At 67.0% G+C, this 13,182-nt stretch carries 11 protein-coding genes; 6 read left to right on the top strand and 5 right to left on the bottom strand.

Annotated features, from left to right (window positions below):
* The first annotated feature begins 208 nt into the window (after positions 1-208).
* Positions 209-883, top strand: coding sequence for a flavodoxin family protein (locus ML540_RS07860; RefSeq protein WP_243359840.1), 675 nt, complete (start codon positions 209-211; stop codon positions 881-883).
* A gap of 73 nt (positions 884-956) precedes the next feature.
* On the opposite strand, the gene ML540_RS07865 is transcribed toward ML540_RS07860, so the two are convergent.
* The 3 genes from ML540_RS07865 to dut form a co-directional block, all read right to left on the bottom strand.
* Positions 957-1,856 carry a 50S ribosomal protein L11 methyltransferase gene (locus ML540_RS07865; RefSeq protein ID WP_243359842.1) on the bottom strand — a complete coding sequence of 300 codons (900 nt, stop codon included), beginning with the start codon at positions 1,854-1,856 and terminating at the stop codon, positions 957-959.
* A 68-nt stretch (positions 1,857-1,924) separates the two neighbouring features.
* Positions 1,925-3,136 carry an aspartate aminotransferase family protein gene (locus ML540_RS07870; RefSeq protein WP_243359843.1) on the bottom strand — a complete coding sequence of 404 codons (1,212 nt, stop codon included), beginning with the start codon at positions 3,134-3,136 and terminating at the stop codon, positions 1,925-1,927.
* Positions 3,137-3,316: 180 nt separating this feature from the next.
* Positions 3,317-3,760 carry a dUTP diphosphatase gene (dut, locus tag ML540_RS07875; protein ID WP_243360845.1) on the bottom strand — a complete coding sequence of 148 codons (444 nt, stop codon included), beginning with the start codon at positions 3,758-3,760 and terminating at the stop codon, positions 3,317-3,319.
* A 186-nt stretch (positions 3,761-3,946) separates the two neighbouring features.
* Here dut and glgP point away from each other — a divergent pair, with 186 nt between their 5' ends.
* Positions 3,947-6,520 (top strand): alpha-glucan family phosphorylase, encoded by a 2,574-nt coding sequence (glgP, locus tag ML540_RS07880; RefSeq protein ID WP_243359844.1) that lies wholly within the window; start codon positions 3,947-3,949, stop codon positions 6,518-6,520.
* A gap of 57 nt (positions 6,521-6,577) precedes the next feature.
* Here the strand turns inward: glgP and ML540_RS07885 are convergent, their stop codons facing one another.
* Positions 6,578-6,721, bottom strand: coding sequence for a DUF3096 domain-containing protein (locus ML540_RS07885; protein WP_243359845.1), 144 nt, complete (start codon positions 6,719-6,721; stop codon positions 6,578-6,580).
* Between the two features lie 278 nt (positions 6,722-6,999).
* Between ML540_RS07885 and corA the strand changes: the two genes are divergently transcribed.
* The gene (corA, locus tag ML540_RS07890) at positions 7,000-8,076 is read left to right on the top strand and encodes a magnesium/cobalt transporter CorA (RefSeq protein WP_243359846.1); all 1,077 of its coding nucleotides are present in this window, start codon (positions 7,000-7,002) and stop codon (positions 8,074-8,076) included.
* Here corA and ML540_RS07895 read toward each other — a convergent pair.
* Entirely contained in the window at positions 8,073-8,891 is an 819-nt protein-coding gene (locus ML540_RS07895) for a sirohydrochlorin cobaltochelatase (RefSeq protein WP_243359847.1), read from the bottom strand. The two genes, corA and ML540_RS07895, sit on opposite strands and share 4 nt — an antisense overlap.
* A 279-nt stretch (positions 8,892-9,170) precedes the next feature.
* Here ML540_RS07895 and ML540_RS07900 point away from each other — a divergent pair, with 279 nt between their 5' ends.
* The 3 genes from ML540_RS07900 (at position 9,171) to ML540_RS17790 (ending at position 13,119) form a co-directional block, all read left to right on the top strand.
* The gene (locus ML540_RS07900) at positions 9,171-9,482 is read left to right on the top strand and encodes a metal-sensitive transcriptional regulator (protein WP_243359848.1); all 312 of its coding nucleotides are present in this window, start codon (positions 9,171-9,173) and stop codon (positions 9,480-9,482) included.
* Positions 9,483-9,639: 157 nt separating this feature from the next.
* Complete coding sequence (locus ML540_RS07905; RefSeq protein ID WP_243359849.1) at positions 9,640-12,117, top strand: heavy metal translocating P-type ATPase; 2,478 nt, start codon at positions 9,640-9,642, stop codon at positions 12,115-12,117.
* Between the two features lie 105 nt (positions 12,118-12,222).
* The gene (locus ML540_RS17790; protein ID WP_279343331.1) at positions 12,223-13,119 is read left to right on the top strand and encodes an MCP four helix bundle domain-containing protein; all 897 of its coding nucleotides are present in this window, start codon (positions 12,223-12,225) and stop codon (positions 13,117-13,119) included.
* Positions 13,120-13,182 lie beyond the last annotated feature (63 nt).

The raw sequence follows: 13,182 nt of genomic DNA on the forward strand, positions 1-13,182 counted from the left end.
CGGATGAACGTGCGTGCGACGGCTTGTGCCGGGGCAACTGGGAGCCGCCCCTTGAGGAATCATCGCGCACATCCGCCGGGCCTGGTCCCGCAGTCCTGCGCCGGTACCCTCCCGGTGCCTGCGTATCTTCCCGGTAAGCGGTTGAGCGATGCCCCGTCCGGGCGTACAGGCTCGGATGAAAACCGGCCGACCGGCCGAGGGAGGATCAATGAACATACTGGCGTTCAACGCAAGCCCGCGAAAGAAATGGAACACGGCCACCATGCTCGCGCACGTCCTGGACGGGGCGAGGAGCAAGGGGGCCGAGTGCGAGATGATCCATCTCTATGATCTGGCGTACAAGGGATGCATCAGCTGCTTCGAGTGCAAGAAGATCGGCGGCAAGAGCTACGGCCGTTGCGCCGTGAAGGACGAGCTGGCCCCGGTGCTCGAGCGCGCGGCCAGGGCCGACGCCCTGGTGTTCGGCTCGCCGGTGTACTTCGGCACGGAGTCGGGCGAGGCGCGCTCGTTCCTGGAGCGGCTGCTCTTCCCCTTCGTGACCTACACGCCGGGCTATCAGGCCATCGCGCCCAAGAAGATGCCAACGGCCCTCATCTACACCATGAACGTGAAGGAGGAGGCCCTGGGACAGCTGGGCTACAACACCTTCATGAACCGCATGCAGGGCACCATGGCCCGGGTCTTCGGTTCCTGCGAGGTGCTTACGGCCACGGACACGTGCCAGTTCAAGGACTACGGGAAATACCTGACCACCGCCTGGGACGCGGCGGCCAAGGCCAAGAGGCGCGAGGAGGTCTTCCCCCAGGACTGCGCCAAGGCGTACGCCCTGGGAGAGAGGCTGGCCGCGCCCCAGGCGGGTGAGCCCATCAGAGGAGCGATGTAACGAAAACCGGCGGCCCGGACGCGCTTTTGCGTCCGGCCGCCGGTTTTCATTCTGAACCGTGACGGGATATACCCTACACCCAGAAGAGTCCCGTCCACTCCCCGTCGTCTTTCCTAGCCGGTTCGGGCAGCCCCTGCATGACGTAGGCCTTGGCCACGCCGTCGGCCTGGGTGGTCAAAATGCCCGAGAGGATCAGCGCCCCGCCGGGCTTCAGGTGCTTCAGCAGATACGGAGCCATGTCGATGAGCGGCTGGGCCAGGATGTTGGCGACAATGCAGTCGAACGTGAGCTCCGGGTGCAGGCTCTCCAGGCCGCCGACCGCCAGCTGGATGGGCGCGCCGGGCGTGCCCGAGGCGGGCAGGCCGTTCAGGGCCAGGTTCTCGGCGGCGCAGAAGATGGCCTGGGGGTCGATGTCCACGGCCACGCCCGAGCAGCCGAGCTTGGCCAGGCCGATGGCCAGGATGCCCGAGCCCGTGCCCAGGTCCAGGAACTTCGCGCCCTTGGCCAGGCGTCCGGATTCCACCAGCTTGGTGATTCCTTCCAGGCACAGGGCCGTGGTGGCGTGGTGGCCGGTGCCGAAGGCCATCTTGGGCTCGATGATGATGGGCTCAAGGCCGTGGTGGTCGTTGTCGGCCAGCCAGGGCGGCACGATCTCGAAGCGCCCGCCGATGTCGATGGGGGTGAAGAACTCCTTCCAGGCGGCGGACCAGTCCTGTTGCTCCATGGATTCCATGGAGACGCGGGCCTCGGGCCAGCGCGCGGCCACCTGGTCCTTCAACGACCCGGCCAGGGGCGACTCGGGCTCCAGGTAGAAGCGGAAGGTCAGGTCGCGGGTGGCGGGGGCGGTGAGTTCCTCCCAGCCCTGCAGGGAGTTGGCGGCCAGGAAGCCATCGATTTCCTCGCCGATGGATTCCGGGTCCAGTCCGGCGATGGTGCCGGGGACGACGATTTCGGTCTTGAGAAGTCGGGACATAGCTCTATCCTCGAAAAAGGGGCCGGGCCTCGCGGCCCGGCCCCGGATTATGTGTCGGCCGTAGCGGGCTACTGCTCCGAGAGCACGTCGCCCAGGGCCTGTGCGAAGCGCCGCAGGTCCTCCTGCTCGATGGTCAGCGGGGGCAGCAGGCGCAGCACCGTGCCCTGGGTCAGGTTCAGGATGAAGCCGCGCTTGACGAGTTCCTCCCAGACCTTCTGGCCGCCCCCCGGGATGTCCGATGCCAGGTCGATGCCGATCATGAGCCCCAGGCCGCGCACCTGGGCGATCTTGCCCGGGTTGTCGGCGGAAACGTCCTCGAAAAGCGCCTTGGCGAAGTCGCCCATGCGGGCGGCGCGCTCGGGCATCCGGTCGCGGTTCATGATCTCCAAGACCCTGCAGGCGGCTGCGGCCACCACGGGGCCGCCCCCGAAGGTGGTGGCGTGGGAGCCGGGCTCGAAGCCGCCCGCCACTTCCTCGGTGGCCAGCACCGCGCCCATGGGCAGGCCGTTGGCCAGGCCCTTGGCGATGGTGATGACGTCCGGTTCCAGGCCGTAGTTCTGGTGCGCCCACCATTTGCCGGTGCGGCACATGCCGGTCTGGATTTCGTCCACCATGAAGAGGACGCCTTTTTCGCGGCACAGGGCCTGGACGCCCTTGAGATAGTCGGCGGGGAAGGGCTTCACGCCTCCCTCGCCCTGCACGGCCTCCAGGAGCACGGCGGCGGTTTTGTCCGTCACGGCCGCGCGCATGGCCTCGAGGTTTCCTGCCTCCACGGTGGCGAACCCTTGGGGCAGGGGATCGAAGCCCTCCTTGACCTTGTCCTGGCCGGTGGCGGTCAGGGTGGCCAGGGTGCGGCCGTGGAAGGAGCCGGTGAGGGTTATGATCTCGTAGCGGTCCTGGTTCTTGACCTTGCGCATGTAGCGCCGGGCCAGCTTGATGGCCCCTTCGTTGGCCTCGGCTCCGGAGTTGCAAAAGAACGCCCGGCCGGGCCGCCACGTGGCGATGAGCGCTTCGGCCAGGGCCACCTGGGGCTCCTGGTAGAAGAGGTTGGAAACGTGCACCAGTTCGCTCGCCTGGGCGCACATGGCCTGGGTCACTTCCGGGTGGCAGTGCCCCAGGTTGGTGACGGCGATGCCGGCCAGCAGGTCCAGGTATTCGCGCCCGTCCAGGTCGTAGAGGAGGCAGCCCTTGCCCCTGGCCAGGGCAAGGGGGTAGCGGCCGTAAGTATTCATGACGGACTTCGAGGTCCGGTCCTTCAATTCGTCGAATTTCTCGCTCATGTCGTCCTCGCCTCCCGCGCCGCCTTGGGCGGCGCGGGATCGTTACATGCAGATACTCTAAGGGAGTCCAGAGGGCGCAGCCCTTTGGCCGCCGGAGGCTTCATTCGGGCCATTGCCTGCGCGGATCGTGCGCGGTGGCCTCAGGCGGGATCTTCAGGACCCGCCCGGGGGCGTTCGCGTCTACACCGTGCCGGTGTGGCCGAATCCCCCGCCGCCTCGGCAGGTTTCGCCCAGTTCGTCCACGGCCGTAATCAGGGCTTGCCTGAAGGGCATGACGACGAGCTGGGCAATGCGCTCTCCCCGCGCGACGGTTTTGTGCGTTTCCGAGGTGTTGAGCAGCCAGACCACGATCTCGCCCCGGTAGTCCGGGTCGATGACGCCAACTCCCTGGGCCACGGTAAGGCCGTGCTTGGCCCCGAGCCCGGAGCGCGAGAACACGAACCCGGCCAGGCCCGGCTCGCAGATCTCGATGGCCAGCCCCGCGCCGAAGGCGTGGCGGCCGCCCGGGGGGATGTCCACGGAGGGCTCGTCCATGCAGGCGCGCAGGTCGATGCCCGCCGACCCGGGGGTGGCTTGTTCGAGGGGGAATTCGCTCCACACCGGGTGGAGGTATTTCACCTTCATGGGAACTTGAATCGAGGAAAGGCTCACGGCTGCTCCTTGAGGCGTCGGCGTCGCCTTCCACTAGCGTTTTTGGCCCCCGGGCAAAAGCGAAAAATGGGCGGGAGGGGCAATGTTTCTGTCTCCTTGCCATTTCCCGGGAGGACTGGCATGGTGCCCATGCTGAAACTCTTACATCGAGGATCGCCCATGCAGCCCTTGCGCGTCTACAGCGTCGTCCCCAAACTGCCTCCCAAGCTCAAGCCCCTGTGGGAACTGGCCTACAACTGCTGGTTCTCCTGGAACACCGAGATCGCGGAACTGTTCGCGCAGGTGGACCAGAAGCTCTGGCGCGAATGCGAGAGCAATCCCGTGGGCTTTTTGAACAGGCTGCCCCAGCGAACGCTGGAAAGCCTGGCCGGGGACCAATTCTTCCTGGACCGCCTAACCGAGCTGCGCAAGAGCCTCGAGCATTACCTTTCCAAAACGGCCACCTCCATCCCCTTCCCCGAGAACGAAGGGCAGGAGCCGGTCATCGCCTATTTCAGCCTGGAGTACGGCGTGTCCAAGGCGCTGCCCATCTATTCGGGGGGCCTTGGAATCCTTGCGGGCGACCATCTGAAGTCGGCCAGCGACCTCTGCCTGCCCCTGGTGGCCATCGGCATCGCCTACCAGCAGGGCTACTTCCGCCAGTACCTCACTCCCGACGGCTGGCAGCAGGAGCGCTACCCCATCTACGACTTCGAGCAGATGCCCATGACCCTGGCCACCGATGCCGAGGGCAAGCGCGTGCTCGTCTCCGTGGACCTGAAAGGCGACCGCATCTTCGCCCAAATATGGAAGGTGGCGGTCGGGCGCATCAAGCTTCTGCTCCTCGACACCAACATCGCGGAGAACCAGCCCCAGTTCAAGCAGATCACCACGCGCCTCTACGGCGGCAACCTGGAGATGCGCCTGTGGCAGGAGATTCTGCTCGGCATCGGCGGCATCAAGGTCCTGGACCTTTTGGGCTACAAGCCCAAGGTGATCCACATGAACGAGGGCCACTCGGCCTTCGCGGGCCTGGAGCGCATCCGCCGCTTCATGGAGGACTCCAAGCTGACTTTCGAGGCCGCGGCCGAGTTGGTGGCCTCGTCATCCATCTTCACCACGCACACTCCGGTCCCGGCGGGCAACGACCGCTTCCCGCCCGACCTCATGCAGCCCTATTTCGAGGACTACGCCCGCAAGCTCGGGCTGGCCTGGAAGGTGTTCCTGGCCCTTGGCCGCGAAGACCCGCGCAACGACGCCGAGCCCTTCTGCATGACCGTGCTGGCGCTTCGGCTCTCGCGCATCAACAACGGCGTGTCCCTGCTGCACGGCCACGTGTCGCGCAACATGTGGAAGCGGGTCTGGCCGCAGTATCCCGTGGAGGACGTGCCCATCGGGGCCGTGACCAACGGCGTGCACGCCCCGTCCTGGGTGGCCCCGGACATGGCGCTGCTCTTCGACCGCTACATGGGCTCCAACTGGCGCGAGGATCCGGACTGCACCCGGGTGTTCGAGCAGGCCGAGGCCATCTCCGACGCCGAGCTCTGGCGCACCCACGAGCGGCTGCGCGAACGCCTCATCGACTACGTGCGCCGCAAGCTCCACGACCAGCTCCTGCAGCGCGGGGCCAAGCGCAAGGAGCTCCAGATGGCCGAGGAGGTCCTGGACCCCCAGGCCCTGACCATCGGCTTCGGCCGCCGCTTCGCCACGTACAAGCGGGCCACGCTGATCCTTTCCGACCAGGAGCGCCTGATCAAGATTCTCTCCGAGTCGCCGCGCCCGGTGCAGTTCATCTTCGCGGGCAAGGCCCACCCCCACGACAACGAGGGCAAGAAGCTCATCCAGCAGCTGGTGGCCCTGTGCGGCACGCCCGAATGCCGCTACAGCATGGTCTTCCTGGAAGACTACGACATGGAGGTGGCCTCCTACATGTACCAGGGCTGCGACGTGTGGATGAACACCCCGCGACGCCCCCTGGAGGCCTGCGGCACCTCGGGCATGAAGGCCATGGTCAACGGCGTGCTCAACTTCTCCACCCTGGACGGCTGGTGGGCCGAGGCCTGGCGGCCGGACAACTCGCTGGGCTGGGCCATCGGCCTCGGCGAGGAGTACGAGGACGTCCAATATCAGGACTTCGTGGAATCCCAGACCCTCTACAACGTGCTGGAGAACGAGATCATCCCCACCTTCTACGACCGGGGCCACGGCAACCTGCCGCGCGCCTGGATAAGGAAGATGAAGGACTCCATCCGCTACCTCGGCCCCGTGTTCTCCTCGCACCGCATGGTGGAGGATTACGCCAAGGTGGCCTACGGCCCGGCCATCGAGAACTACAACAGGCTGGTCAAGAAGGACTTCGCCGCCGCCAAGGACCTGGCCCAGTGGCGGATGGACATGATGACCAAGTGGTCCAGCCTGGACATCCGCAACGTCCACGCCACGGACCCACAGCAGGTGTTCGTGGGCGAGCCCATCGTGGTCACGGCGGAGATCAACCTGAACGGCATCCGCCCCCAGGACGTGCGGGTGGAGATATACTCCGGCCCCGTGGACTTCGAGGGCAAGTTCAGCCAGCGCGAGACCACCATCATGCAGCCCGCGGGCGACATGCAGGAGGGCTGGCAGCAGTTCAGGGGCGAGGTGATGCCGGTGGAGGCCGGGCGCTTCGGCTTCACCGTGCGCATCCTGCCGCACCACCCGCTGCTTCTGGACAGCCACTCCCTGGGGCTCATCCGCTGGGCGGACCAGGGGTAGGGGGCGCGCGTTTGCTTGGCGTGAAAAGCGGCGGCGGGCCTGGCCCGTCGCCGCTTTTCACATTCTGCCGTGTGTGAGCCCCAGCAGGCCGATGATGATCAGGTATATGGCTACGATGTAGTTGAGCAGCCTGGGCATCACGAGGATCAGAATCCCTGCGATCAAGGCGATCATGGGCTGCATGGCGAATCCGAATATCATGGTCCTTCTCCTTTCGCGGACCAGACCAAACGGCGTCTGGGTTGAATGCCGAAGCGCCGGGCGGCTTGCGCTGCGCGGCGCGCCTGATACCACCACTGGCCTTAGTATCCGCCCGGCCGGGGTGCGGCAAGCTTAAAAGGAGATGAACGCGGGTAGGCCGCAGGGGCGGTTTCGTCCCTCGCCCCCCGATCCACAGCATGACGATGTAGCAATGATCCGGCGCGGGGGCTTTGCCCTCGCGCCGTTTTCGTTTAGAGCGGCCGCAAGGAGCACTTTGCATGTTCGAATACCTCCGCCGCAGAAGCCAGTCAGCCGGGCGCCCGCCCGGGACCCCCATGTACGTGGGCGTAGAACGCAGCGATCCCGTCAGCGTGGAGATGATCGCCTACGACAAGGGCGGGGCCACCGTGACCCAGCCCAAGGTGCTCCGCGAGTGCGCCTGCTTCGAAGAAGGCCCCAAGGTCACCTGGGTCAACATCGACGGCCTGCACGACATGGACGTCATCAACCAGGCCGCCGAGGTCTTCCACATCCATCCTCTGGTGACCGAGGACATCGTCCACACCGGCCAGCGCCCCAAGATGGAGGAACTGGGCGACTCGGTCTTCGTCATCCTCAAGATGCTCACCTACAACGAGAAGGATCGCCGGATCGAGGACGAGCAGGTGAGTTTCATCCTGGGGCGCCACTCCCTGCTCACCTTCCAGGAGAAGCCCGGCGGCGACGTGTTCGACGAGGTGCGCAAGCGCATCCTGGGCCAGAAGGGGCGGGTGTGCGGGCTCGGGCCGGACTACCTCATGTACGCCCTCATGGACGTCATCGTGGACAACTATTTCGTGGTGCTGGAGCGCATGGGCGAGGAGATCGAGGACATCGAGGAGAAGCTCCTGAACGCGCCGCGCCCGGAGCACCTGGAGGCCCTGCACGCGCTGCGGCGCGAGGCCCTGTACCTGCGCAAGTACATCTTCCCCCTGCGCGAGGTGGTGGCCAAGCTGGAGAAGGGCGGCAACGACCTCATCGCCGACAACACCATCTTCTACCTGCGCGACCTCTACGACCACACCATCCAGGTCATGGACACTGTGGAGACCTTCCGGGACATGCTGGGAGGCATGGTGGAGCTCTACCTCTCCAACATCAGCCTCAAGATGAACGAGATCATGAAGGTGCTGACCATGTTCTCCAGCCTCTTCATACCCCTGACCTTCCTGGCCGGGCTCTACGGCATGAACTTCAAGCACATGCCCGAGCTGGACCTGGAGTGGGGATATTACGGTGTGCTCGGGGTGATGGGCGTGACGGCCGTGAGCATGCTGTTCTTCTTCAGGCGCAAGGGGTGGATCGGCGGGCGTTAGCCTTCGGACGCGCAAGCCCGCTCAAGCCATAGCCGCGCGAACGCCTCGCGCTCCACGAGCCCGGCGAGGTCGGGCATACTTGTGATCCCGTGCCGCAGGAGCACTGACTTCCACGAACCGGGCTGATCCCCGGCCAGATCCTTGTGGGCGTGGCGTCCGGCCACGGTGAGGAAGGGGATGAGCCGGGCCGCGCGCACGCCCGAGGCCGCCAGGTCCCTGGCGATGGCGTGTATGGACAGGGGATCGTCCGGGTCGGCAGCCTCCAGAACCCCGAGCCTGGTCCGCGCGCACGCGCCGTTCAGTTCCCGCGCGAGAATCCGGTAGAGTTCCTGGGCGTCGTGGGTGGTGCCGTGCCCCATGAGCACGCAGGCCTGGGGCGCGGAGCCTCCGGCCGCGCTGGATTTCTCGGCCGTCCCGAAGCTTTCCAACAGCGCCCGGGCCACGCCGGGCGCGTCCCCCGGGCCGGAAAGAAGCGGCCCCGAGACGGCAAGCCCCGCCCCGCGCGCCGTGGAGAACGCCGCGAGCGTCTCGCACATCCTGTCGAACTCGTCGCCCGCGATGACGTGCAGCGACTGTACCCGCAAATCGAGCGGACCCTCCCCGCCAAGCCCCGCCAGAACGTCCTCCAGGCCGCAGCCCGGGTAGCGCGACGGATGATGCCCGCCGGTCCGGCTGACCGCCGTGTACGCCAGCAGCACCCGCGAGGCCTGCGCGGCCGAACGCACCCGCGCCGCGAAGCCCTCCAGCGCCGTGCGCGCGCCGGGATGCGAGGAGCCGTGAGCGGCCAGGATGAGGACGGTGTCCGGGTTGGTCATGGGAGGGGGAAATCCCTAGCAGACTTCGCACCGCGAGCCAATGCCCGAGAGGCCGGGAGCGGGGCCTCCCCGGCGCTGAAACTGCGAGACGGAACGCTCGCGGCGTGGGCGCCCATGGGGGGGAGGAAGCCTCCGGCGGCCAAAGGGACCAGTCCCTTTGGAATCCCGTATAGGGCCGTGTTTCGTGGATGCGAATTCCGGTGTTCTCTGGAGAGGCTCTTGACAGAATACCTGGGGGGAGTATCTAGATACCCAGGCGGGGTATCCTGGAGGGAAAGAATGGGCTGCGAGAAATGTTCGAAAGAGGCCGCGACGGACAGGAAGATGACCGCGCGGGTCAAGCGCATCGCCGGGCAGGTGGCGGGAATCGAGCGCATGCTGGATGACCGGCGCTATTGTGTGGACATCCTGAACCAGATCTCAGCCGTGCGCTCGGCTCTCGACGCCCTGGGAGTGGAGCTCCTGACCAGGCATCTGGAAAGCTGCGTGCTGGGTCACGGCAGCGGAACCGAGCACGAAAAAGCCCGGCCCATGACCCAGCCGGAACTGCTGGACGAAGTCAAAACCGCCTTGTCGCGATTTTTGAAATAGGAACGGGAATCATGCACGCGACAGCCTTTGGGGCCCGGTCCGCGTGGATGCCCGGCACACCACGATAATAAAAGGGGATTCCAATGGGCGAAGCCCTTTGGCCGCCGGAGGCTTCCAACACCGAAGCCCCCGCGCGATTCCCCATGAGGAGTGCGCCATGGAAAAGCTGACCATGCCCGTCAAAGGCATGCACTGCGCCTCGTGTTCGAGCCGCATCGAAAGGACCGTGGGCAAGATGGAGGGCGTGGAGTCCGTAGCCGTAAACCTGGCCGCCGAGACCATGGACGTGAGCTTCGACCCCTCCATCGTCACGCTCGACGGCATCACGGCCCGCGTGGCGGAACTCGGCTTTACGGCCGTTCCCCCGGCCCCCGCAGGGATCGTGCGCCTGGCCATCGGTGGCATGCACTGCGCCTCCTGCTCGCGGCGCATCGAGACGGTGGTGGGAGGCATGGAGGGCGTGGCGGCCATGCGCGTCAACCTGGCCACCGAGACCGGCGAGCTGGAGCTGGCCCCCGGCGGTCCTGCCCTGGATGTGGTCATCGGGCGCATCGCGGGCCTCGGGTTCACCGCATCCCCCCTGGCCGGGGACGACGAATCCCTGTTCGAGGCCCAGCAGCGCGACGCCGCCGAGCGGTTGGAAATGCGTCGCAAGGCCCTGGGACCGCAGCTGACGCTGGGCGGGTTGGTTCTCCTGATCGCCATGGGGCCCATGCTCGGGCTGCCCCTGCCCGCGTTCCTCTCGCCGGACACCTCGCCCGCCGTCTATGCGCTCACGCAGCTGGCGCTCACCCTGCCGCTCCTGTGGCTGGGGAGGCGCTTCTACCTGGACGGCGTGCCCGCGCTCCTGCGCGGCGGGCCCAATATGGATTCGCTCATCGCCCTGGGTACGGGCGCGGCCTTCCTGGCCTCGCTCTGGACCACCCTGGAGATCGTCCTGGGCCATGGGGCCGCGCACAACGCCCATGGGCTCTACTACGAGTCCGCCGCGGTCATCATCGCGCTCATCTCCCTGGGCAAGTACTTCGAGGCCCGCTCCAAGTCCCAGACCACCGAGGCCGTGAAGTCGCTCTTGTCGCTTGCCCCGGACACGGCCACGCTGGTCGGGCCGGATGGCGCGAAGAGCGTGGCGGTCAAGCTGGTGCGTCCGGGCGACATGCTCCTGGTGCGCCCCGGCGAGCGCGTGCCCGTGGACGGAGTGGTGGTGGAGGGGGCTTCCGAGGTGGACGAGTCCATGCTCACGGGCGAGTCTGTTCCCGTGGCCAAGAACCCCGGCGATCCGCTGGCCTCCGGCACGCTCAACGCCCTGGGGGCGCTGACCATGCGCGCCGAGCGCGTGGGCGCGGACACGGTGCTGGCCCGCATCATCCGCCTCGTGCGCGACGCTCAGGGCTCAAAGGCCCCCATAGCAAGCCTGGCGGACCGGGTGAGTCTCTATTTCGTGCCCGTGGTCATGGCCCTGGCCGTGCTTGCGGCGCTCGCCTGGCTGTGGGCCGGGGAGGGCTGGGGCTTTGCGCTTCGCATCTTCGTCTCGGTAATGGTCATCGCCTGCCCCTGCGCCATGGGGTTGGCCACGCCCACGTCCATCATGGTGGGCACCGGGCGCGGGGCCAGGCTCGGCGTGCTCATCAAAAGCGGGCGCGCCCTGGAGACGGCCAGCGCCGTGAACGCCGTGGTCCTGGACAAGACCGGAACGCTCACGCTGGGCAAGCCCTTGCTTACGGACGTGCTCCCGGCTCCCGGCGCGGACTCCTCGCGCCTGCTTGCCAGCGCCGCCGCAGTGGAGGCCCTGTCGGCCCATCCGCTGGGGCAGGCCGTGGTGCAGGGCGCGTCGGCGCGGGGTCTTGCATTGCCTGGCGCCTCGGATGCCTCGGCCGTGCCCGGCCAGGGCGTGTCAGGAATGGTGTCGGACGCGGGGTTGGGCCAGCGCGTGCTGGTGGGGCGCTCGAGCTGGCTGGCCGCCGAGGGAACCGCTGTCCCGCCTGAGCTGGAAGCGCAGGGCGCGGAGCTTTCCGCCGCCGGCAAGACGCCGCTCTTCGTGGCCGAGGGAGCGCGCATGCTTGGCGTGCTGGCCGTGGCCGACGCGGTGCGCCCGGAAGCTGCCCAGGTGGTGGGCGAGCTCGGCCTCATGGGCGTTCGCGTGGTGATGCTCACGGGCGACAACCCGCGCACGGCCCGGGCCGTGGCCGATCAGGCGGGCGTGACCGAGGTGCTGGCCGAGGTTCCCCCCGAGGGCAAGGCCGAGAAGGTCCGCGCCCTCAAGGATGAGGGACTGACGGTGGCCATGGTGGGCGACGGCATCAACGACGCGCCGGCCCTGGCCGTGGCCGACGTGGGCATCTCCATGGGAACGGGCATCGACGTGGCCATCGAGGCCGGGGACGTCGTGCTCATGCGCGGCGACCTGCGCGGCGTGCTCACGGCGATCAGGCTTTCCAAGGCCACGGTGCGCAACATCAAGGAGAACCTGTTCTGGGCCTTCGCCTACAACGTGCTGGGCATTCCGGTCGCGGCCGGGGTGCTGCACGCCTTCGGCGGCCCCACGCTTTCGCCCATGATCGCGGGCGCGGCCATGGCCATGAGTTCGGTCTCCGTGGTGTCGAACGCCTTGCGGTTGCGTTTCTTCAAGGGATAGAGGGTCTTGTCCTGCTTGACAGTGCGCGGTGAAAAGAGGAGTGGTCATGCGAACGTCGGGGACCTGAATCCCCGAGCGCCGTCCAGCAACATCCCGGAGGTCCTCATGCGTGTGCTCCGTTTTGTCCCGGATCGCGTCCTGGCCGGACTGGTTGCCTGCATGGCCGTATCCGTCCTGGCGACAGCCGCCCAGGCCCAGTCGCTGCAGGCCAAGTACGCGGAGCGCCTGCGCGAGATCAGCCTGATCACGTCCATGGAGTCGTCCCTGTTCGCGGCCTCGGAAGCCGAGAAGCTCGCGGTCATGGCCGACACCGACGAGGCGTCGGTGGAATTCGCGGACAAGGCCACGGCCATCGCCAACGCCATCGAGAAGGCCCGGCAGGAGCTGTCCGAGCTGGTCAAGCAGGGCAAGCTGGACAAGGAAGCCGCGCTGCTGGCCGACTTCAGCACCTGCTGGACGGAATTCCGCAAGCTGGACAAGGAAATCCTCGATCTTGCGGTGAAGAATACCAACATCAAGGCGGCGCGGCTCTCCCAGGGCAAGGCCAGGGAGCTCGTGGCCGCCTTCGCGGACTGCCTGAACCGGGTCCTGTCCGGTCCACAGGGGGCGACGCCCGATCCTGCGGCCCGGGTGCTGGCGGACAAGGCCCTGATCGCCGTGCAGCAGGTGCAGATCCTGCATTCTCCGCACATCGACGAATCGGGCGCGTCCCGCATGGACGCCCTGGAGGCGGAAATGCGGTCGCGCGAAGCCGAGGCCCGGGACGCCCTGTCCCGGTTTTCCGGCCTGCCGGGCGCAAGTGGCGTCAAGGAGTGCGGGGCCATCCTGGAGGAGTACGCCCAGGTCACGGCCTCCATCGTGGCCCTGTCGCGCCAGAACACCAACCTGGATTCGCTGCGCCTGTCGCTCAGCCGCAAGCGCTCGGCCACGGCCAGCTGCTCGGAGATACTGGCCGCGCTCAAGAAGACCGCTTTCGACCGTGGATTCAAGGCCACGCGCTAGGCGGCGGCGACCGTCAGGATCGGACCGGTCGTCCGTCAATCGACTTTTGCGCTCCGGGGAGGA

The sequence above is a fragment of the Fundidesulfovibrio terrae genome, assembly GCF_022808915.1.
In the GTDB taxonomy this organism is placed as follows: Bacteria; Desulfobacterota; Desulfovibrionia; order Desulfovibrionales; family Desulfovibrionaceae; genus Fundidesulfovibrio; species Fundidesulfovibrio terrae.